Source organism: Burkholderia sp. BCC0419 (assembly GCF_902830285.1).
Classification (GTDB): Bacteria; Pseudomonadota; Gammaproteobacteria; order Burkholderiales; family Burkholderiaceae; genus Burkholderia.
Genome location: NZ_CADESR010000001.1, coordinates 680,790 through 701,488, shown reverse-complemented (window position 1 = coordinate 701,488; position 20,699 = coordinate 680,790). Strand labels below are relative to the sequence as shown.

Annotated in this window: 17 protein-coding genes; 5 read left to right on the top strand and 12 right to left on the bottom strand. The window is 68.0% G+C overall.

Annotation, left to right across the window (positions count from 1 at the left end):
* Nucleotides 1-68 precede the first annotated feature (68 nt).
* Complete coding sequence (locus HWW87_RS03135) at nucleotides 69-1,115, bottom strand: ABC transporter substrate-binding protein (protein ID WP_175819199.1); 1,047 nt, start codon at nucleotides 1,113-1,115, stop codon at nucleotides 69-71.
* Between the two features lie 76 nt (nucleotides 1,116-1,191).
* Entirely contained in the window at nucleotides 1,192-2,295 is a 1,104-nt protein-coding gene (locus tag HWW87_RS03130; protein WP_175819198.1) for an ABC transporter ATP-binding protein, read from the bottom strand.
* A gap of 108 nt (nucleotides 2,296-2,403) precedes the next feature.
* Here HWW87_RS03130 and HWW87_RS03125 point away from each other — a divergent pair, with 108 nt between their 5' ends.
* On the top strand, nucleotides 2,404-3,927 hold the full coding sequence (locus HWW87_RS03125) for a PLP-dependent aminotransferase family protein (RefSeq protein WP_175819197.1): 1,524 nt from the start codon (nucleotides 2,404-2,406) through the stop codon (nucleotides 3,925-3,927).
* Between the two features lie 30 nt (nucleotides 3,928-3,957).
* Here the strand turns inward: HWW87_RS03125 and HWW87_RS03120 are convergent, their stop codons facing one another.
* The 5 genes from HWW87_RS03120 to HWW87_RS03100 form a co-directional block, all read right to left on the bottom strand.
* Entirely contained in the window at nucleotides 3,958-4,992 is a 1,035-nt protein-coding gene (locus HWW87_RS03120; protein ID WP_175819196.1) for a lipase secretion chaperone, read from the bottom strand.
* 3 nt (nucleotides 4,993-4,995) lie between these two features.
* Complete coding sequence (locus HWW87_RS03115; RefSeq protein ID WP_175819195.1) at nucleotides 4,996-6,096, bottom strand: triacylglycerol lipase; 1,101 nt, start codon at nucleotides 6,094-6,096, stop codon at nucleotides 4,996-4,998.
* Between the two features lie 220 nt (nucleotides 6,097-6,316).
* The gene (locus HWW87_RS03110; protein ID WP_175819194.1) at nucleotides 6,317-8,449 is read right to left on the bottom strand and encodes a TonB-dependent copper receptor; all 2,133 of its coding nucleotides are present in this window, start codon (nucleotides 8,447-8,449) and stop codon (nucleotides 6,317-6,319) included.
* Nucleotides 8,450-8,532: 83 nt separating this feature from the next.
* A complete protein-coding gene (locus HWW87_RS03105; protein WP_175819193.1) occupies nucleotides 8,533-8,901 on the bottom strand; it encodes a DUF2946 domain-containing protein in 369 nt (122 codons plus the stop codon).
* Nucleotides 8,902-9,056: 155 nt separating this feature from the next.
* A complete protein-coding gene (locus tag HWW87_RS03100) occupies nucleotides 9,057-9,593 on the bottom strand; it encodes a cytochrome b (RefSeq protein WP_175819192.1) in 537 nt (178 codons plus the stop codon).
* Nucleotides 9,594-9,818: 225 nt separating this feature from the next.
* Between HWW87_RS03100 and HWW87_RS03095 the strand changes: the two genes are divergently transcribed.
* On the top strand, nucleotides 9,819-10,457 hold the full coding sequence (locus HWW87_RS03095; protein ID WP_174432005.1) for a Pr6Pr family membrane protein: 639 nt from the start codon (nucleotides 9,819-9,821) through the stop codon (nucleotides 10,455-10,457).
* Between the two features lie 65 nt (nucleotides 10,458-10,522).
* On the opposite strand, the gene HWW87_RS03090 is transcribed toward HWW87_RS03095, so the two are convergent.
* Entirely contained in the window at nucleotides 10,523-11,257 is a 735-nt protein-coding gene (locus HWW87_RS03090) for a M23 family metallopeptidase (protein WP_175819191.1), read from the bottom strand.
* A gap of 423 nt (nucleotides 11,258-11,680) precedes the next feature.
* Here HWW87_RS03090 and HWW87_RS03085 point away from each other — a divergent pair, with 423 nt between their 5' ends.
* Nucleotides 11,681-12,001: a hypothetical protein gene (locus tag HWW87_RS03085; RefSeq protein ID WP_011694691.1), complete on the top strand. Its 321-nt coding sequence runs from the start codon at nucleotides 11,681-11,683 to the stop codon at nucleotides 11,999-12,001.
* Between the two features lie 111 nt (nucleotides 12,002-12,112).
* Here HWW87_RS03085 and HWW87_RS03080 read toward each other — a convergent pair whose 3' ends face one another.
* The 4 genes from HWW87_RS03080 to HWW87_RS03065 all read right to left on the bottom strand — a co-directional run bounded on the left by HWW87_RS03080 (nucleotide 12,113) and on the right by HWW87_RS03065 (nucleotide 15,708).
* Nucleotides 12,113-12,457 carry a DUF4148 domain-containing protein gene (locus tag HWW87_RS03080; protein WP_034205207.1) on the bottom strand — a complete coding sequence of 115 codons (345 nt, stop codon included), beginning with the start codon at nucleotides 12,455-12,457 and terminating at the stop codon, nucleotides 12,113-12,115.
* A 200-nt stretch (nucleotides 12,458-12,657) separates the two neighbouring features.
* Nucleotides 12,658-14,070: an NADP-dependent phosphogluconate dehydrogenase gene (gene gndA, locus HWW87_RS03075; RefSeq protein WP_175819190.1), complete on the bottom strand. Its 1,413-nt coding sequence runs from the start codon at nucleotides 14,068-14,070 to the stop codon at nucleotides 12,658-12,660.
* Nucleotides 14,071-14,167: 97 nt separating this feature from the next.
* Nucleotides 14,168-14,809 carry a DUF938 domain-containing protein gene (locus HWW87_RS03070; protein WP_175819189.1) on the bottom strand — a complete coding sequence of 214 codons (642 nt, stop codon included), beginning with the start codon at nucleotides 14,807-14,809 and terminating at the stop codon, nucleotides 14,168-14,170.
* Nucleotides 14,806-15,708 (bottom strand): NAD-dependent protein deacetylase, encoded by a 903-nt coding sequence (locus HWW87_RS03065; protein ID WP_175819188.1) that lies wholly within the window; start codon nucleotides 15,706-15,708, stop codon nucleotides 14,806-14,808. The genes HWW87_RS03070 and HWW87_RS03065 overlap by 4 nt, the downstream gene beginning before the upstream one ends.
* Nucleotides 15,709-16,925: 1,217 nt before the next feature.
* Between HWW87_RS03065 and HWW87_RS03060 the strand changes: the two genes are divergently transcribed.
* Both HWW87_RS03060 and HWW87_RS03055 read left to right on the top strand, forming a co-directional pair.
* Nucleotides 16,926-17,885, top strand: coding sequence for an LLM class oxidoreductase (locus HWW87_RS03060; protein WP_175819187.1), 960 nt, complete (start codon nucleotides 16,926-16,928; stop codon nucleotides 17,883-17,885).
* Between the two features lie 340 nt (nucleotides 17,886-18,225).
* On the top strand, nucleotides 18,226-20,694 hold the full coding sequence (locus HWW87_RS03055; RefSeq protein WP_175819186.1) for a mechanosensitive ion channel domain-containing protein: 2,469 nt from the start codon (nucleotides 18,226-18,228) through the stop codon (nucleotides 20,692-20,694).
* Nucleotides 20,695-20,699: the final 5 nt, after the last annotated feature.

Here is a 20,699-nt window from a genome sequence, read left to right as displayed (position 1 = left end):
GCCGCGCGACACGATCGACGCGTCGCGCGGCCGGTTGCATCACGACACCCGTGAGGATGCCTGACCGGTTACTTCGTTGCCCACGCGGCGAAGCGCTGTTCGAGCTCGTCGCTGTGGTCGGTCCAGAAGCCGATGTCCTCCAGTACCGCGTTCTTGCCGTTGGCCGGCGAGTTCGGCAGGTTCGCGAGCGTCTTCGCGTCGAGCGACTTGATCGCGGCGACGTTGGCCGGGCCGTACGCGATGTGCTGCGCATACGCCTGCTGCGGCTTCGGCGTCAGCGTGTACGCGATGTACTGCTCGGCCAGCGCCTTGTTCGGCGAGCCCTTCGGAATCGCCCAGTAGTCGAGGTCGTAGATGCTGCCGTTCCATACGACCTTCAGGTTCTTGCCTTCCTTCTGCGCGGCGTCGATGCGGCCGTTGTACGCGGTCGACATCACGACGTCGCCGGCGACGAGGAACTGCGGCGGCTGCGCACCCGCTTCCCACCACTGGATGTACGGCTTCAGCTCGTCGAGCTTCTTGAACGCGCGATCCTGGCCGGCCTTCGTGCCGAGCACCTTGTAGACGTCCTTCGTCGCGACGCCGTCGGCCATCAGCGCGAATTCGAGGTTGTAGCGCGCGCCCTTGCGCATCCCGCGCTTGCCGGGGAATTTCTTCACGTTCCAGAAATCGGCCCAGCCGGTCGGCGCCGACTTCAGCTTGTCCGCGTTGTACGACAGCGCGGTCGACCACACGAAGAAGCCGACGCCGCACACCTGCGGCGATTCCGGAATCAGGTCGGATTTCTTCGCGATCTTCGACCAGTCGAGCTTCTCGTACAGCCCTTCGTCGCAGCCGCGGTTCAGGTCGCCGGATTCGACTTCGACCACGTCCCAGTTGACGTGCTTCGCCTCGACCATCGCCTTCACCTTCGCCTGCTCGCCGTTGTATTCGACGGCCGTGACCTTGTTGCCGGTCGCCTTCTCGAACGGCTGGTTGAACGCGGCCTTCTGCGCGTCGCCGTTCGCGCCGCCGAAATTGACGACCGTGAGTTCCGCAGCCGATACCGATGCACCGAACGCGACCAGTGCCAGCGCGAGCGCCGTGCGGCGCGCCGTAAAGCTTGCTCGTTTCATGATGGTTCCTCTCCTCTCGTGGTGGAAGTGGGCTTTGTTGTTGACGACGTACTACGGAAAACCGGGTAAACCATGCTCACGCGAACACGCGCAGGTGTTCGGGCGAGAATGCAAGCGAGACCGGCGCGCCGGGCGAGAACGCGTCGAGCGCGCCGGTGCCGAGCGGCACCTTCACGAAGCATTCGTCCTGGCCCGGCACGGCGCAGCGCATGCGCACGTGATCGCCGAAATAGATGAGGCTGCGCGCCTCGCCGCTCACGCAATTGGCGGCGGCGCCGTTCGCGCCATTCGCGCCGTGTGCGGCAAGACTCATGCGCTCGGGGCGGATGCACGCGACGGCCGACGCGCCCTCGGCGGCTTCGCCGATATGGCGGCCGACGAGCTTCGTGCCGTCGTCGAGCCGGAATTCGCAGAATTCGCCGTCGACGCGCGCGATGGTGCCGCGCAACCGGTTGCTGTCGCCGATGAAGTTCGCGACGAACTCGTTGCACGGCGATTCGTACAGGCGGTCGACGGTGTCGAGCTGCTGCACGATGCCCTTGTCGAACACGGCGACACGATCGGACATCGTCAGCGCCTCGCCCTGGTCGTGCGTCACGTACACGAAGGTCACGCCGAGCTTTTCGTGCAGCGCCTTCAGTTCGTACTGCATGTGTTCGCGCAGCTGCTTGTCGAGCGCGCCGAGCGGCTCGTCCATCAGCACCAGCTTCGGCTCGAACACGAGCGCGCGCGCCAGCGCGATGCGCTGCTGCTGGCCGCCCGACAGTTGCGCCGGATAGCGTTTCGCGAAGCGCTCCATCTGCACCATCTTCAGCGCATGCGCGACGCGCTCCGTGCGCTCGGCGGCCGACAGCTTGCGCACCGTCAGCGGATACGCGACGTTCTGCTCGACCGTCAGGTGTGGAAACAGCGCGTAGTTCTGGAACACCATGCCGATGTTGCGCTTGTGCGGCGGCACGGTGTTCAGCAGTTCGCCGTCGAGGCGGATCTCGCCGCCGGTCGGGAACTCGAAGCCGGCCAGCATCATCAGGCAGGTGGTCTTCCCCGAGCCGGACGGCCCGAGCAGCGTCAGGAATTCCCCTCGGTGGATATCGAGGTCGAGCGATTTGACGACGAGCGTCTCGCCGTCGTAGGTCTTCCGCACGCCGCGAAAGCTGACGATCACATCATCGGACTTCATCGTGCTGTCCCCTTGCTCCGCGACAATCGCTTTTTGAGATGCGAGCCACTATACGGTGCGCACGGTTCTACAATAGGGAACCATTTCAATATTACTAGTAGGACCACTTTGGATACCGTGATCGTCGCCGACTGGCTCTCCGCCCGCATCGACCGCAGCTCGCCCGAACCGATGTACCGGCAACTGCTGCAACTGATGCAGCAGGCCATCCTGACCGGGGAATTGGGGCCAGGGACAAAGCTGCCGAGTTCGCGCACGCTCGCCGGCGACCTGTCGATCGCGCGCAATACGGTGCTGCACGTGTACGACCAACTGACGGCCGAAGGCTACGTGCTGACGACGACCGGCAGCGGCACCTACGTGGCCGACACGCGGCCGGACGCCGCCGCGATCCGCGTGCCGGGCGCCGCGCCGCCGCCGTCGGCGGCCGACGAACCGCCGCCGCCCGACGCACAGGGCAGCCTGTCGATGCGCGGCCGGCAGCTGGTCGAGCATGCGGGCGTCTCGCGGCGCCAGTGGGGGGCGTTCATGCCGGGCGTGCCGGACGTGTCGGAATTCCCGAGCCGCACGTGGAGCCGCCTGCAGGCGCGGCTGTGGAAGGAGGCCAATCCGGAGCTGCTGACCTATGCGCCGGGCGGCGGCTACCGGCCGCTGCGGCGCGCGCTCGCCGACTACCTGCGCGTCGCGCGCTCGGTCAAATGCTCGCCGGACCAGGTGATCATCACGACCGGCATTCATCAGTCGATCGATCTCGCGGTGCGGCTGCTGTCCGACATCGGCGATCGCGCGTGGGTCGAGGAGCCCTGCTACTGGGGCGTGCGCAGCGTCCTGCAGGCAGCCGGCCTCACGCTCGCGCCGGTGCCGGTCGACCAGGAAGGGCTCGACCCGCGCGCGAGCGACATGCAGCATCCGCCGCGGCTCGCGCTCGTCACGCCGTCGCACCAGTACCCGCTCGGGATGGTGATGAGTCTCGCGCGGCGCCGCATGCTGCTCGAATATGCGCGCCAGCACCGCTGCTGGATCATCGAGGACGACTACGACAGCGAATTCCGCTACGGCAGCCGCCCGCTCGCGTCGCTGCAGGGGCTCGACGACGGCGGCCGCGTGATCTACGTCGGCAGTCTCGGCAAGATGCTGTTCCCGGGGTTGCGGATGGGCTACATGGTCGTGCCCGAGCATCTGGTCGATACCTTCCGCACCGGATTGTCCGAGCTGTATCGGGAAGGCCAGCTGATGCAGCAGGCCGTGCTCGCCGAATTCATCATGGACGGCCACCTCACTTCGCACGTCAGACGAATGCGCACGCTGTACGGCGAGCGCCGGCAACTGATGATCGACGCGATCCGCGCGCGCTTCGGCGACGCGCTGCCGGTGATGGGCGACGAGGCCGGCCTGCATCTGGTGCTCGGCCTGCCCGATGCGTGCGACGATCGCGCGGTCACGCAGAGCGCATTCGACGCCGGCGTGATCGTGCGCCCGCTCACCAGCTACTACAGCCACCTCGACACCGCGCGGCAGGGCCTGCTGCTCGGCTATGCCTGCGTCGCGCACGAAGGCATCCGCCCCGCGTTCGATACGCTCGCCAATACCATCGAGCACCATCTGCCGCGGGACATCACGCGCGCGGCGTGAAGCCCGCCGCACACGGCGGCGCCCGGTTCGTCAATGCGCGCTTCCCGCGCCACGATCGAGCGACGCCGCGCGCACGGCTTCGCCGGGCTTCGTGAACACACGCTGCCGCAGCGCGGCAATCTGCGCGTCGCGATCCTGCGGCAACAGGCCGGCCGATTCGATCTGTGCACGCTGCGCCGCATAATCCGCGTAACGGCCCTGCCACGACGCGTCGTCCTGCTGCATCTGCGCAACGCGTGCCGCCACCTCGGCGCCGAGCGTCTGCGTCAGTTGCGCGCGCATCGCATCGGGCGTCGCGCCGCTCTTCTGCAATTGCGCGATCTGGTCGATCGCGGCGCGCTGCCGGTCCACCCGCTGCTGCGCCGCGCGTTCGTCGGCCGGCATCTGCTGCTCGAGCGCCGCGAGCCGCTCGGCCTTCTGCGCATCCGTCAGTGAGCGATCCTGAACGATCTTCAGCCGTGCCAGGTCATAGCGCTGCCGCCACTGCTCCGCGCCGAAGAACGGCTGGCTCCAGTCGCCGAGCGTGCGGTACGCGATCGACGCGCGCTGATCCAGCGCGAGCTGCAACACGCCCAGGTCGGACTTGTCGACCGCACCGGCATCGCGCAATGTCGCGAGTGCATCGAGATATGCGCGATACCGGTGCCACACGTCGAGCGCCTCGGCCTGCGCGACCGTGCCGTCGAGCTGCGCGGCGATCTCGCGTACGACGAATGCATCGAGCGCGGCCGCGCTCAGGTCGCTCTGCGCGGTCAGGCAATAGTCGAAGAAATCGCGCACCGCGCGCGACTTCGCGAGATGGCCGCCCGCATCGAGCGGCAACCGCGGCGCGCTGGAACCGGCCAGCGACGGCGGCAGGCCCGCGCTCGCCGGCACGGCGGGCTGCGGCGCGGCGGCCGCCACGCCGCCCACCGCGGCCGCCTCCGGCGCATCACCCGCGGCGCCCATGCCGCGATGCGATCCCGCCCCGCCCCACATCGCGACGCCGGCAATCGCCGCCAGCCCCACGACACCATAGATCGCAGCGCGCCGCGCCAGCGGCGCGCGCCCTTCACGTGCCGCCATCGATCACGCGCCCGCGAGTTTCAACCGGTTCGCATGCGTGCGGATCACCGCGACCGGATCTTCCGCATACGCGCCGCGCACGCCGAGCAATTGGTTGATCTCGTCGATATGGTTCCACTTGTAGCTCGTGCTCAGCACCTTGCCGTACAGCGCGCTGCACTTCGACACGAGCCCGTCGTTCTGGCCCGAGCCGCGGTTGATCATCACCGTGCCCGTGCCGTACAGCGCGAGCGTCGACAGGTCGAGCGCGTTCGCCGGATCGACGAGCGGAATGGTGCTCGTGTCCGTCGCGCCCGTCACGCCGAGCACGGAAAGCGTCGGCTGGATCGCCGTGCCGGCCCACGAATACAGCAGGTGCGTGTTGCCGCCGACGGTTTCCGTCGGCGCGCCGGTCTGGCAACTTCCGGGCGCGCCGAGGCCCGCGCTCGGATAGTTCTGGTTGTAGGTGGCGGCCTGCGCGGTCGTCAGCGTCTTCAGCGACGCGAGGGCGTCCTGGTTCGTGTTGTGGCTGCTGCTCGTCAGGATCCCGAACACATTGACGAACGCGGCGATCACCGTCGACGACAACCCGGTCGGATCGTACGCGAGCACGCCCTGCACGAAGTCGGCGAACTCGGAGCCGCGATGCGGCGTGCCGATCGTCGTCACCGACGCGACAAGATCGGGCGCGACGGCCGCGACATAGCGCGACGTCAGCCCGCCCTGGCTGTGGCCGACGAGATTGACCTTGGTCGCGCCGGTCGCGGCGAGCACCGTCTTCACGTAAGCCAGCAGTTGTTCGCCGCGCCCGTTCGGGCCGTCGTCGCTCTGGAAGCCCGACAGGTTCGCGACGTAGACGGTCGCGCCATGCTGCTGCAGGTCTTCCTGGATGCCGTACCAGTACTCGAGTACGCCCGCATACTTGTCGGTGCCGGTCAGCCCGTGCACGAGAATGATCGGATAGCGCGTCGTCGCATAGTTGTCGGCGGGCGCGGTTGCCGCCATCGCCGTGTGCGTCGTCGCGAGCGTCGTCAGCGCGGCCGTCCCCGCGAACGGCGCGACGCTCATCGCGCATGCCACTGCCCCTGCCCCTGCCATTACCCTGGAACGCATCGATCTGGCCATGCATGTCTCCTGGTTATTGTGCTGCCGGTGCGAATGACACCGGATCGACACGCACGCCGCATTGCGCGCGCCGCGTGTGTCGAATGCGGGAGTGAAGCACGACTCGTGAACGTTTGCGCCCCGACTAGATACGGTTCTCTAATCGGTTGACGCGCACGGCCCGTTCGGGCGGTGCGGCGTCCACGCATGCGCATGCTGCGACGCACACGCGCGTTGCGCGCTACAGTTTCGCGCTCACGCGTACCCACGCGGTACGCCCCGGCTCCATCACCGGCGCGTTCGCCGGATAGCCGAAGCCCGCGTTGCCAGCGAGGTTCAGATGCTCGGTGTAGGCCTTGTTCAGGACGTTGTCGACGCCGACCGAGATCTGCACGGTCTTGCTGACGTTGTACTGCGTATGCAGCGACAGCACGCCGAATCCGGCGCTCGGGCCGAAGTCCTTGCCGACCACGTTGCCCTCGTTCAGCGCATAGCGATGCTGCGGCGCAACGATGCGCCACAGGCCGCCCGCCGACCATGCGCCGCGCGTATATTCGAGCCCGATGCGCGCCTCGAGCGGCGGCATCTGCGGCAGCGGATCGCCGCTCGCCACGTTACGCCCCCACGCATACGCGAGCGACGTCTCGATGCGCAGCGGCGCGACCGGCCGCCACGACACGCCGGCTTCGCCGCCCATGATCTGCGCGTTGACGTTGGTGGCCTGCGTGGTCGGGCCCATCATGCCGGCCGCATAGTTGAACAGGATGAAGTCCTGTACGTAGCCCGCGTACGCCGACACCCATGCATCGAACCGGTCGCTCTTGTATTGCGCGCCGATGTCGAGCTGGGTGGTCTTCTCCGGCTGCACCGCCGAGAACGCATTGACCGAACCGGCCGGCCCGCGCGTCGCGGAGAACAGTTCCCAGTAGTCGGGATAACGCTCCGCGTGGCCGATCCCCGCATACCACGTGACGGGCAGCGACGCGAGATCGCGCTCGTAGCGTACGAAGCCGCTCGGCAGCACCTTCGTCCGATCGTCGTCGAAAGTCGGATTCGGCTTGCTCATCATCATGCCGCGCTTCATCGCGCGCTTGTCGCGTGCGCTCGCATAGTCGATTCGCGCGCCGCCGATCACGCGCGATACGTCGCTCGCGTACCACGTCAGCTCGCCGAACACGCCCGCGTTCCACATCGTCGCCTGCGCATCCCATGGCTGGTCGCGGTAGTTCTGCTGCCCCATCGACGAACGCGAATCGAGCCGGTTCGATTGCGCATCGACACCCGTGACGAGCTTGAAGTCGCCGCCGAAGCGCAACGTCGCGGCCGCACGCGCGCCGACCGTGCGGCGCCGCACGTCCGCGGCCATCCGCATCGGCATGCTGCTCGTCGGGTCGGGCTGCCGCAACGAATAGTTGTCCATCACGTGATCGGCTTCGTTGTAGTACACGCGTGCCTCGATCCGGTCGAGCACGTCGCCGAGATGCCGCTTGTCGAACGACAGGCCGAACGTCTCGCGGCGGAAATGCGCGCCGTCCATCCCGCGGCCCGCATAGCGCGCATAGCCGTCGCCGGTGCCGGCGGTCAGCTCGACGCGCGTATGGTCGTCGGGCGTCCAGCCGAGCGCCGCATCGGCATTCCACTTGTCCCACTGCGACGGCACCGTGTTGCCGTTGCCGTCCTGGTAGTCCTGCGAATGCGCGTGGTTCGCGGTCACGCGGCCATAGACGTCGGGCGTGCCGGCGGTCAGGTCGACGTTCTGGTCGTTGCGGCCGAACGATCCGCCGACGAGACTGCCGTCGAAGCGCATGCCGGGGCGCTCGAAACGCGGCGTCACGCGCTCGAACAGCACGGTGCCGGCCGACGCGCCCGGACCGTACAGCACGGTCTGCGGCCCCTTCACGACGGTGACCTTGTCATAGCTTTCCGGCGCGATGTACGACGTCGGCGCATCCATCCGGTTCGGGCACGCGCCGAGCGTCGGCATCCCGTTCGCCAGGATGTTCAGCCGCGACCCGAACATTCCGCGCAGCACGGGGTCGCCGTTCGTGCCGCCGCTGCGGATCGACGTGAAGCCGGGAATCGTCTTCAGGTAATCGGCGCCGTCGCTGGCGGGCAGCGGCTGGCGCGGCGCCTTCGGATCCGTGACGACGACGAGCGGCGTCGACAGCGGCGACGCGACGACTTCGACGGGCGGCAGGAGCACGGCCGCGTCGTTCGCCGTCGCGCCGGCCGCATGCGTGGTTTCGGCGGCGGCAGCGCTCGCGGCCAGCGCGCCGACGGCCAGCGCGGGAACGGTAAGTTTCAACATGCGCGGCAGCGGCCGCGCACAGGCATTGCGTGGCGCCCGCGGCGCACGCAACTGGAAATTGGTCATGATCGAAAGCCCGAGTGACGCCCTCCACGCGGCCTCGACGGGCCGCACGGATATCGGCGGAGGTAGGAACGGCGGGAAACGCGTCAGGCGCGCTCGGGCGGTGCACGCGGATAGGCGCGCGGATAGCGGTCGCTGCGCACCGCGACGACAGGCGACGCGGCGGCGGAAACGGAAACGACGGGATTGAAGCCGACCGACGCGGCGGCAGGCGCGCCGATCGCCGGGCTATGCGCGAAGAAGCCGCAGTAGCCGCACGCATCGAGATGCAGCGCATGATCGTGCATGCCGCCCGCATCGGACGAACGATGCGCACCATGCTCGGTACTGCAGACGATCGCCTCGGGCGTGGCCGCCTGCGCGATACGCCACTGCGACACCAGCGGCGCCGCGATCGCGATCCAGATCGCGAGCAGGCCAAGCCAGGCAGTCAGGTGACGATGTCGGTGCAGCATGTACGGCAACGCGTAAACGGAATGTAAAAACAGCCGAGATGTTACAGAATGTTCAACGCGATGACCAGTGCGGGCGACGGTAAACGAACCGGGGGCGCATGGTTGTCAACACAACCATGCGCCCCCGCCTGCTGCACGCGCCGGAAGCGCGACGATCACGGCGCCATGCGCCGCAGCACGCCGTCGCGCCGGATGAAATGATGGTAGAGCGCGGCCAGCGCATGCAGGCCGATCACGAAGTAGAACGCGTTGCCGATCAGCTCGTGCGCTTCCTTGATCGTCGGCCGCAGCGCCTTGTCGGGGCCGAACAGCGTGAACGACACGCCGAGCCAGTCGAGCGACACCGGCTTGCCACCCATGTTGACCATCATGATGCCGAGCAGCGGCTGCGCGATGATGAATACATAGAGCGCGACATGCGCGAGCTTCGACAGCCAGCGCAGCAGCGTCGCCTGCGGAATGGCTTCCGGCACGCGGCTGACGACTCGCCACAGCACGCGCAGCACCGACAGCACGAGGACGAACGTACCGGCCATCAGGTGCACGTTCATCCAGAACGCACGGCTGTCGCTGCCTTTCGGTCCGCGGATCTCGATGGCGAGGTAGGCCAGCGCGACCAGCAGGAAGATGGCCCAGTGGAAGAAGATCGCGGGCGAGCTGTAGCGCGTCTGTTTCGCGAGGATGTTTCTCATGCTTCGTCTCGTGTTGTTTTCGGGGAGGGCGCCAGCTGCAACCGGCCTGTGCCCGGCAACGCAGTGACGATTGTAGCCGCACGGGCGTCCGGTTTTGCACGACGCGGTCAAATATCCGACGTATCGTCAACGCGCGCCGCGCAAGGCCGCCCTATGGAAAATCCGCATCGCGCGCGTGGGCGGCTGTGGCACGATGAAGCTTTGGTGCGACAGTGCGCGGGCATCATGAGCAAAGCGTTCTTCGTTGCGGCCTACCGGCTGATCGCCGCGTTGCTCGCGGTATCCACCACGCTGCACAGCGTCGCCGACTACTGGCGCCTGCCGACCTTTCATCTCGGCAACTACCTCAGCTACTTCACGCAACTGAGCAGCCTCTACGCGGCCGCGATACTGGCCGCGGGGCTATGGCGCATCGCGCGCCCCGGCTCGGCCCGCTACGAATCGATGCGCGGCGCGGCGGTGCTGTACGTGCTGATCACCGCGATCGTCTACGAGCTGCTGCTCGCGCGGCTCGATGCGCTGCGCCACGTCACGCCGGCGTTCAACAACTGGGTACTGCACCGGATCGTGCCGCTCGTGATGCTGTGCGACTGGCTGTATGTCGAACCGCGCTCGCCGATTCCGCGCCGCAGTGCGGTCGCGTGGCTCGGCTTTCCGGTCGTCTATCTCGGCTATACGCTCGTGCGCGGCGCGGTGGAGAACTGGTATCCCTACCCGTTCGTCGATCCGCGGCCGCACGGCTACCTGCCCGTCGCGATCCAGTGTTCGCTGATCGCGCTCGGCGCGGCGGCGCTCGCACTGGGTATTTGCTGGCTCGGCAATCATGCGAGACAGTCTGGCAGCGCGACGCTGAAGGAAGGATGAAGGTGGGAAAGTGAAGCAGGCGGGAACGTGTGCGCCGCCCGGCGCACACGTGGCGATGCCGACGATCAGCCGCCGTTGCGCGGCAGGAAGTTCATCGGATCGACGACCTTGCCGTTCTGGCGGACTTCGAACTCGAACGTCGAACGACCGCTCGCATCGGTGCCCATTTCGGCGATCGACTGGCCCTGGCGCACCGCGTCGCCTTCGTTGACGAGCAGCTTGCCGTTGTGCCCGTAGGCCGTGATGAGCCCGTTGTCGTGCTTGAGGATCACGAGCGGACCGTACGCCTTGACGCCGGAGCCGGCGTACACCACACGCCCGTTCGCCGCGGCCCGCACCGAATGGTCGGGCCCGGAGGCGGCGATCACGACGCCGCGCGTCTTGCCGGCCGAGAACGGCGCTGCGACGACGCCCGTGGCCGGCCATGCGAGCGAGCCCGGCTGGGCGGCCCCCGCGGGCGGCTGCCCGTACGAGGTCGCAGCCGACGGCGGCGCGACCCGCAGCACCTGGCCCGGCGACACGGCGTCGGTGGGCGCCATGTGGTTCCAGCTGGCCACGTCCTGCACGCGCTGCCCGTAGGCATTCGCGATGCCCGCCAGCGTATCGCCCGGGTTCACGCGGTAATAACCGGCAATCACGCCCGGCGTCGCCGCCGACATGGGCGCCGATTGGCGCGTGGGTTGCCAGCTGTCGGTCCACGGCGTCATCGTGCAGCCCGTCAGCGCGATGGCCGCGGCGACGAGCGCCGCCTGCGGCAGCCAGCGCGTGAGCGCATCGTGGATGGGAATAGTTTCTCTCAAGGGTCCTCCCGGATTTGCGTCGTTGCGCCGCCCACCGCCCCCCGGCGCGCGACGCACGATGTCCGGCCGAACGGCCGGATCAATCAGTATCCGACCGCTATCGCGGCCGTCAGTTTCCACAGCGGAACGTCGGCGTAAATGAGCTCACCGGCCCCTTTTTCGCGTCGTCCCGACCGGCAAAGATACCATTTGTCGCGGTCGAGGCCCCGACAGTTGGCCGATCCGGAAACAATCTTGCGGCATCGCGCGGGTATGCCAGTGGGCCGTGAGCCGTGCCAGGCGGGCCGCCCGGCGGGCGCTTGGGGGGTTTTGCGGGGGCAGCCGCCCCCGCCAGCCGTATCGGCGCCGTCATATTGTCCGCTTCGATCGCCGCCTATACTCGGTGATGCGCAACGCGATCCAACGACAACGAGGAGCATGACAATGAATAACGCGACGTTTCTTTCCGTGCAGCTCGACGCCGACGATTTCGCCGGTTCCAGCGGTCTGGTCGAATTGCTCAACCGGCACCTGTTGTTCGCGACCGACGTCGCCGAAGCGGCCGATGCGCTCGTCCAGCTGGCGAGCGTCACGCACCTGACCGGCGCCACGCGCCACAGCGTCGAGCTGCCGGTCCTCGCGATCGAACGGCTGCGCGACGCGCTCGATACGCTGAGCGGTTACGACGAAACGTGGCTGCAGGTGCTGGAACCGGCCGAAGCGCTGTTCCGGGATATCGGGCGCGGCAGACGCCCGCTGCACTGAACGCCGGCGCATGGCGCGCCGCCAATGAAAACAGCCCGTCGTACCGCTATGCGGTGCGACGGGCTGTTGTACTACAGGGGGTCGGATCAGGTCGCCAGCGCGGCCGTACCATTAACGACCCTTGTAGACCGGTGCGCCGTCCGAGATGCGCTTGACTTGCCAGCCGGTCTTCGCAGCAGCCGGAGCGCCCGATTCTTGGCCAGCGGCCGGTTGTGCGCCGTAGCCGGTCGTGTCGGCAGCAGCGACGTTCTGTTGCGGGTTCACACGCGCTTCAGCAGCCTGGATGCCTTCCGGGTAGTTGGTCCGGTCGCTGCCCAGCTTGTAGCCGGCCTGTTGCAGCTGGACCAGCTCGGCCTTCACCTGTGCACGGGTGACGGGCGCGTTCTGTTGGGCGAACGAGACGGCGGGGACGGCGAGGACAGCAGCAGCAGCGAACGTTGCGATCAGCGATTTCATGATTACCTCCGGGATTTTTTTGCTCCGCCGCACACACCATGTCTGCAGCGATGGAACAGAGTTTAGTCCCGACGGCACCTAGGGAAAACCATGAAAGAACGAAAACACTGTTTCCCCGGAGCCAACAATGTCGGCATCCGGGATAGAAAAACCCTATTCAAAGAATAGATTTTCGCAACAATGCTGCCGCCGCCAGCCGGTTACGACCAGTTCGCGTGGAAGCTGCCCGGCTTGTCGGTGCGCTCGAACGTATGCGCGCCGAAGAAGTCGCGCTGCGCCTGCACGAGGTTCGCCGGCAGGCGCTCGGAACGGTAGCTGTCGAAGTACGCGACCGCCGATGCGAACGCCGGGACCGGCACGCCGGCCTTCACCGCGGCCACCACGACGTCGCGCAGCGCGGTCTGGTAGTTCGCGGCGATGTCCTTGAAGTACGGGTCGAGCAACAGGTTCGCGAGCGCCGGATCCTTCGCATACGCGTCGGTGATCTTCTGCAGGAAGCGCGCGCGGATGATGCAGCCCGCGCGGAAGATCTTCGCGATCGTCCCGAGATCGAGGTTCCAGCCGTATTCTTCCGACGCCGTGCGCAGTTGCGCGAAGCCCTGTGCGTACGAGATCACCTTGCTCAGGTACAGCGCGCGGCGCACCGCTTCGACGAACGCGGCGCGATCGCCGTCGAACGGCGCGGCGGCCGGGCCCGACAGGATCTTGCTGGCCGCGACGCGCTCGGTCTTCAGCGACGACAGCACGCGCGCGAACACCGACTCGGTGATGAGCGGCAGCGGCACGCCGAGATCCAGCGCGTTCTGGCTCGTCCACTTGCCGGTGCCCTTCTGTGCGGCGCGATCGAGGATCACGTCGACGAGGTGCTTGCCGGTCTCTTCATCCTTCTTGCCGAAGATCTTCGACGTGATCTCGATCAGGTAGCTGTCGAGCTCGCCCTGGTTCCATTCGGTGTACACCGCGCCGAGTTCGTCGTTGGTCAGGCCCGCGACGTTCTTCAGCACCGAGTAGCTTTCGGCGATCAGCTGCATGTCGCCGTATTCGATGCCGTTGTGGACCATCTTCACGTAGTGGCCCGCGCCGTCCGGGCCCATGTACGCGACGCACGGCTCGCCGTCCGACGGCGCCTTCGCGGCGATCTGCTTGAGGATCGGCTCGACGAGGTCGTACGCGTCGCGCTGGCCGCCGGGCATGATCGACGGGCCGCGCAGCGCGCCCTCTTCGCCGCCCGACACGCCGGTGCCGATGAAATGCAGGCCCGACTGCGCGAGTTCCTGGTTGCGGCGGATCGTGTCGGTGAAGTGCGTATTGCCGCCGTCGATCAGCACGTCGCCCTTCTCGAGCAGCGGCTTGAGCGATGCGATCGTCGCATCGGTCGCTTCCCCGGCCTTCACCATCATCAGGATCCGGCGCGGCGTTTCGAGCGACGCGACGAATTCCTCGAGCGTATAGGCCGGCACCAGATTGCGGCCGGGGAATTCGGCGATCAGTTCGTCGGTTTTCTCGCGGCTGCGGTTGTACACCGACACCGTGTAACCGCGGCTCTCGATATTGAGTGCGAGATTGCGGCCCATCACCGCGAGCCCGATCACACCGATTGCTTGTTTGCCCATTAGTCAATTCTCCGGAAAAAACGGGGCGCGACCCGAACCGGGCCGCGCGCACAGGCGAAAGGATAGTGGAAACCCGGCGGCGCTGCGCGCTTGCGTGTCATTGCTCCGCGTGCGGCAGGCGCCGGAACACGACGCTCAGGTTGTTCGCCGGCATCTCGACGACCTCGATGCAGTCGAGCCCGCGATCGAGCCCGAGCGCGACCACGGTCTCGAGATCGCGCACGCCCCACGACGGGTCGCGGCTGCGCAACTGCCGGTCGAAGGCCTCGTTCGACGGCGCCGTATGGCGGCCTTCGCGACGGTACGGACCGTACAGGAACAGCACGCCGCCCGGCCGCAGCACGCGCGACGCGCCCGCGAACAGCGCGTCGGTGCAGGCCCACGGCGAGATGTGGATCATGTTGATGCAGACGATCGCGTCGAGCGCCGCGACCGGCCACGGCGTGTCGCGCACGTCGAACGCCAGCGGCCCGGCGACGTTCGCGAGGCCCGCATGCGCGACCCACGCGGCGATCGAACGCCGCGCCTGCGCATCGGGATCGCTCGGCTGCCAGTGCAGGCCCGGCAACGCCTGCGCGAAGTGCACGACGTGCTGCCCGGTGCCGCTCGCGATTTCGAGCACGCTGCCGTTCGCCGGCAGCACGCGGCGCAGCACGTCGAGGATCGGCCCGCGATTGCGTTCGGCCGCCGGCGCCGACAGCCGCGCGGACGGATCGGGCGAAGAAGCGGAGTCGGTCACGATGCATGCTCCGTCGTGTTGCTGTTGCTGCCGAGCCCCAGCCGCGCCGTGAGTGCGTCGAGCGCGGGGGCGCAGCGCGCCTCGACCTTCAGCGTCAGCATCGGATCGGCGCGCGTATGGCCGAGATTGAGTGCGGCAACCGGCTTGTGCTGCGCCTGCGCCCACACGCAGAAGCGGTAGCCGGAATACACCATCAGCGACGAGCCGACGACGAGCAGCGCGTCGGCCGCGTCGAGCGCCTGCGACGCCAGCGCCACGCGCTCGCGCGGTACGTTCTCGCCGAAGAACACCACCGCTGGCTTCAGCAGGCCGCCGCACGCGGGGCACGCCGGGATGCGGAACGTATCGAGCGCGGCCCATTCGAGATGGGCGTCGCCGTCCGCGGCCGGCTCGGCCTGCGCGCCCAGCAGCTCGGGATTGTCGGCTTCGAGTACGGTCTGGATCGCGGCCCTCGCGTGATGCGCGCCGCATTCGAGGCAGGTCACGCCGTTGATCCCGCCGTGCAGTTCGATCACGTCGTCGCTGCCCGCGCGCTGATGCAGGCCGTCGACGTTCTGCGTGACGAGGCGCTCGATCCGGCCCGCGCCGCCGAGCCGCGCCAGCGCGACATGCGAGCCGTTCGGCCGCGCGCGGCCGACGACCGGCCAGCCGATCATGCTGCGCGCCCAATAGCGGCGCCGCGCGGCATCGGAGCCGAGGAATTCGTGAAGCTGGATCGGCGGCGAGCGCATCCATTGGCCGTTGCGGTCGCGGTAGCCGGGAATGCCGGAATCGGTGCTGATGCCCGCGCCGGTCAGCACGAGCAGGCGCGGATGACGCTCGACGAACGTCTGCAGCGCATCGAGCGCGGCCGGATCGACGTCGGCGATGGAGGGATCGGGCAAGGCTGTGTCGTTCATGTTGGCAACGTGATCGGTCGCGCCGGCAGGCCGTGCGCCCGCACGGGCGGCCAGGCACGCCAGCACATGATACAGAACGCCGCGCGATCGGACGGGCCGCCGCCGCGGCAAGCCGGCGCACGCAAAAAGACGCCCATCGCCGCTCGGCGACGGGCGCTTAAACAATTGATCCATCGGGGTAGTGGATCAACTGACAGCACAATATTGCGACGTCCGTCATGCCGCGATCGACGGACGTTCCCCGGGACTTTGCGTGTTCCGCCCTGCCGTGCACATCGGCGCGTCAGCGGCTTTTCCGACCCGATCCTGTTCGGTGCGCGCGTTACGCCCGCGCAACGCGCGGCGCGCCAACGCATTCGCCGCGCGACGATGTGCGTTGCGCCATGGCATGACGATTCCGGGATCCGGGCCGGGGCTATCCGCCTGCGTTCGTGGCTCATCCCCGACGGCCGACCGGCACCGGTCGGACGCGTGCGTCACGCATGCACGTCGTCGTTCGGAACGAACCCGATTGCTCGGATGGAACGGAAAGCCGCCCGCTCACGTCGCCGCAATCAACGGCGAAGCGAATACCCAGGCAGGTCGGCGATTCATGTTTGCAACACGACACGTTGCGTTTCGGTCTTTTTTCATTCTCTTGTCCCCGTCTTCGATACGTCCGACCCACTGAAGCGATTGCCGGGCCGACTGCACCCCGCGATCGCACTCACGGCCCATACAACCATGCAAGGAGCGCACCATGCTTCATGCCGCAAGGCCTCGCGGGCCTATGCCGGGCCGCGGGCAGGCATCGCGCCCCGTCAGAAAGCGCGAACGTTTCGAAACTGAAACGCACCGCCGGCATCGTCGCGTCGCCGCCGGGCGGGGCGGCCACTCGCCTTACAATCGCCCCACAGTTGGCATCGCGCCGCGACCGAACGCGTGCGCCCCGCCTCACCCTTTCCCGCGACTCGCCACCGCCCGGCCGGAACCCGCACTCGCCACATGCCCGACACGAAGCGCTGGCTGGATATCGACGCCCACACGCGGGTCTACAGCCCCGGTCGCGACAACCGCGCGTCGCAACGCGTGGCGTCACGCCCGAGGCTCGTGTTGCGCGACGCCTGCGGGTCGGGTAGCGCGACGCTTGGCCGTCCTGCTCGTGCATCGCGCAAACACGCTAGCATTCGGACACGCAGCGCCACGCGTTCCCGCTGCCTCGCTTCCAAGGATTCGCCATGCCCCCACCCGCTCCCGCCCGCCCCGACGTCGCGCATCGTGTCTTCTCGGCCGGGCGGCTGTCGATCGGCCTCACGCTTCCGCTGCTTCGCAGCGGCCGTATCGTCGCGGACTTCGACGAACAGCTCGAACTCGCGGCGCTGGCCGATTCGCTCGGCTTTCGCGCGCTGTGGATTCGCGACGTGCCGCTGAACAGCGCCGACTATCCCGACCCGGTCGGCCACCTCGACCCGTGGGTGCTGCTCGGCGCACTGGCGTCGCGCACCCGCCGGATCGCGCTCGTCAGCGGCGCGATCGTGCTGCCGCTGCGTCATCCGCTGCATATCGCGAAAGGCGCGCTGTCGGTCGCGACGCTGTCGGGCGGGCGCTTCATCCTCGGGCTCGGCTCCGGCGACCGGCCGCCCGAATATGCGGCGTTCGGCGTCGACGCGGAAACGCGGCGCGACCGCTATCGCGCACACTGGGACGTCGTCGCGGCCGCGCTCGGCGTGCCGTCGCGCGTGTTGCCGGACGAAGCGCCGCCCGATGCGCCCGAATTCACGCTGCTGCCGCGCGACGGCGACGCGGTGCCGATGCTGGCGGTCGGCTCGGGCGGACAGAGCGTCGACTGGATCGCCCGGCATTCGATCGGCTGGATGACGTATCACCGCGATCCGGATACGCAGCGCGCCCGCTATTCGATGTGGCGCGCGGCGGTCGACCGGCTCGCGTCGCCGGAATTTCGCGCGTTCGGCGTATCGATGCGGCTCGATCTCGCCGCGCATCCCGATACGCCCGCCACCGCGCTGCCGCTCGGTTATGCAACCGGGCGCCGCGCGTTGGTCGACATCCTGCATGACATGCGCGCGGCAGGGACGCACCATGTCACGCTGAACCCTGGATCGGACCGGCCCGTGCGCGACGTCATCGAAGAAATCGCCGAGCATGTCCTGCCGGTATTTCACGACGAGCAAGCGTGATTCATCAGGAATCCCAATCCATATGATGCGGTGCAAGCGTTGATCGTGGCCGGACGAACGCTCGCGCAGCGGCGCATCGCTGACCGGCACTGGCAAACACGCGTTACAGACGCCTTACGAGCCGGCAAACAGGACGTTCCCGCCGATATCGGATCGGCCGACAGCCTGCATCCGGCACACCGCTTGCGCGCATGCCCCGACCACGCCCGTGCCGCGTCGCTCATGCCCGATTCAAATCGTCGGCGACGGAACTATTCGGTTCCGAGCGCGATCATGTTAACTTCCGTCCATCATTCAGCCTCGCGGGCCGCGTGACGAGACGCGCCCGCATGCCCACTCCATGCGACATATCCTCCTCGGCTGGCTGCTCGCCGCCGTCGTCTCGGCCGCCCACGCGGCCGCTCCCGCTCCGGCCGCCGCGTCGGCTGCCTCCGGCGCCGCGCCCGCACTGACGCCGCAAGAGGCGCGGCAGGCACTGAATGTGCTGGAAAACCCACGCGATCGCGCGCAGGTCGAAACGACGCTGCGCGCGATCGCGGCCGTTGGCGCGTTGAGCGCGCCCGCGGTGCCGGCAAGCGAGGCGGCGGCGGCCAGCGGCGCATCGGCTGCCGCGGCGCCGGCCGCGCTCACGTCGAACGGGCTCGCATCGATGCTCGTCCGCCAGGGATCGCGCTGGTCCGCCCAGATCGGCAACGCGCTGCAGGAATCGCTGCGCTCGCTGCTCGATATCGGTTCGGTGGGAAGCTGGTGGCACGACAAGCTCGTACGCGCCGACCAGCGTGCGGATCTGACTCACACGCTCGGGATCCTCCTTGCGGTACTCCTGCCTGCACTCGTCGTCGAATGGCTGGCGAAGCGGCTGCTGCGACGCGCGCTGGTTGCCGTGGCCGCGCGCCGCGCCGACACGTCGCGCAGCACCGCGCCCGATTCCGCCGCATCGGACGAGGAGCCGGCGCCGCCGCCCGATACGTCCACTCCGCCCGACACCGCAACCGCAGACACCGCGGACACCGCGCCCTCGTCCTCGCCAAGCCAAGGCCACGCACGGCGGCACACCACGCTGCTGCACCGGATGCCGCGCGCGCTCGTCAGTCTCGCGCTGCGCGCGGTGCCGCTGCTCGTGTTCGTCGGCGTCGCGAGCCTGACGATGTCGTTGCTCGTTGAAGCAGACACGCCGATCGAATCCGCGCTCGAAGCATTGATCGACACCTACGTGATTTGCCGGCTCATCACGATCGTCAGCCGGCTGTTCTTCCAGCCCGACGCGCGGCAGTTGCGGTTGCTGCATATCAGCGACGCATGGGCCGAGTTCGGGCAACGCTCGATCGCGCGGATCGTGATCGTGGTCGGCGCGTGCACGGCGGCCGTCGAGATCGCCGCGAACTTCGGCCTGACCGAAGCCGGCCATGTCGCGCTGCTGAAGGCCGTCGCGCTGGTCGGGCACGTGATGATCTCGGTGCTGATCCTGCAGTGTCGCCGGCCGGTCGCGGCACGGATCCGTGCCGCCGGCGCGGATCGTCCGACCTTCACGGTCGTCGGCAACGCGCTCGCGGACGCGTGGGCGCCCGTCTCGGTCTTCATCGTGATGGCACTGTGGTTCGTGTGGGCGCTCGACGTCCACAACGGCTACCGCGTGCTGATCACGCTCGGCGGCCGCTCGATCGCCGTGATGATCGCGATGCGGATGGTGTCGATCGTCGTGTTCGGCGCGCTCGCGCGGCTGTTCCAGCGCCGCGAGGACGACCGCACGCTCGTTCATCTGCACGCGTACCGCTACTACCCGCTGCTGCGCCAGATCGTGTCGGGCGCGATCGGCATCGTGACCGTCGTGCTGCTGCTGCAGATCTGGGGCGTGCCGATCTTCCGCGCGTTCGAGACCGGCACGATCGGCCACCGGCTCGCGTCCGCGCTGGTGACGATCGCGATCGCGGCGATCGTCGCGCTCGTCGTGTGGGAAGCGGCCAACATCGCGATCGAGCGCCGGCTGCAGCGCTGGACGCGCGAAGGCAACCTGGTGCGCGCCGCGCGGCTGCGCACGCTGCTGCCGATGCTGCGCTCGCTGCTGTTCGTGATGATCGCGCTCGTCGTCGTACTGACGGGCCTCAGCGAACTCGGCGTGAACGTCGGCCCGCTGCTGGCCGGCGCCAGCATCTTCGGCGTCGCGCTCGGTTTCGGCTCGCAGAAGCTGGTGCAGGATTTCATCACCGGGATCTTCCTGCTGATGGAAAACGCGATGCAGGTTGGCGACTGGGTCACGCTCGCCGGCGTGTCGGGCACGGTCGAATACCTGTCGATCCGCACCGTGCGGCTGCGCGCCGGCGACGGGTCGCTGTACACGATCCCGTTCAGCTCGGTGACGACCGTCAACAACACGAATCGCGGGCTCGGCAACGCGGCGGTCAAGGTCAGCATCGCGTACGGCGAGGACATCGACCGCGCGATCGCGACGCTGAAGGAAATCGGCGCCGCGTTGCGCGACGATCCGAAGTACCACGACGGCATCCTGTCGGACTTCAGCTACTGGGGCATCGACCAGGTCGACGGCGCGGCGCTCGCGCTGGCCGGACAGATGCAGTGCACGGACTCGGCGCGCTGGAGCGTGCAGCGCGAATTCAACCGGCGGATCGCGGAGACGTTCCGCGAACGCGGAATCCGGATCGCCAATCCGCAGCGCAGCCTCGTGGCCTATGCGGACGGCTCGCGGCCGGTCGGCAACGATGAAAACGACCTTCGCCCCGACACGCGGAATGCCGCCGAACCGGCAGCCCGGCCGCCGTCGCCCGACGCAGCGAAGCGCAAGTCGGGTTGATCGTG

Excerpts from the sequence above, each read along its gene's own strand:
- HWW87_RS03135 (WP_175819199.1), bottom strand. The coding sequence starts at position 1,115 with ATGAAACGAGCAAGCTTTACGGCGCGCCGCACGGCGCTCGCGCTGGCA.
- HWW87_RS03130 (WP_175819198.1), bottom strand. The coding sequence starts at position 2,295 with ATGAAGTCCGATGATGTGATCGTCAGCTTTCGCGGCGTGCGGAAGACC.
- HWW87_RS03120 (WP_175819196.1), bottom strand. The coding sequence starts at position 4,992 with ATGGCGGCACGTGAAGGGCGCGCGCCGCTGGCGCGGCGCGCTGCGATC.
- HWW87_RS03115 (WP_175819195.1), bottom strand. The coding sequence starts at position 6,096 with ATGGCCAGATCGATGCGTTCCAGGGTAATGGCAGGGGCAGGGGCAGTG.
- HWW87_RS03110 (WP_175819194.1), bottom strand. The coding sequence starts at position 8,449 with ATGACCAATTTCCAGTTGCGTGCGCCGCGGGCGCCACGCAATGCCTGT.
- HWW87_RS03105 (WP_175819193.1), bottom strand. The coding sequence starts at position 8,901 with ATGCTGCACCGACATCGTCACCTGACTGCCTGGCTTGGCCTGCTCGCG.
- HWW87_RS03100 (WP_175819192.1), bottom strand. The coding sequence starts at position 9,593 with ATGAGAAACATCCTCGCGAAACAGACGCGCTACAGCTCGCCCGCGATC.
- HWW87_RS03095 (WP_174432005.1), top strand. The coding sequence starts at position 9,819 with ATGAGCAAAGCGTTCTTCGTTGCGGCCTACCGGCTGATCGCCGCGTTG.
- HWW87_RS03085 (WP_011694691.1), top strand. The coding sequence starts at position 11,681 with ATGAATAACGCGACGTTTCTTTCCGTGCAGCTCGACGCCGACGATTTC.
- HWW87_RS03080 (WP_034205207.1), bottom strand. The coding sequence starts at position 12,457 with ATGAAATCGCTGATCGCAACGTTCGCTGCTGCTGCTGTCCTCGCCGTC.
- gndA (WP_175819190.1), bottom strand. The coding sequence starts at position 14,070 with ATGGGCAAACAAGCAATCGGTGTGATCGGGCTCGCGGTGATGGGCCGC.
- HWW87_RS03065 (WP_175819188.1), bottom strand. The coding sequence starts at position 15,708 with ATGAACGACACAGCCTTGCCCGATCCCTCCATCGCCGACGTCGATCCG.
- HWW87_RS03060 (WP_175819187.1), top strand. The coding sequence starts at position 16,926 with ATGCCCCCACCCGCTCCCGCCCGCCCCGACGTCGCGCATCGTGTCTTC.
- HWW87_RS03055 (WP_175819186.1), top strand. The coding sequence starts at position 18,226 with ATGCGACATATCCTCCTCGGCTGGCTGCTCGCCGCCGTCGTCTCGGCC.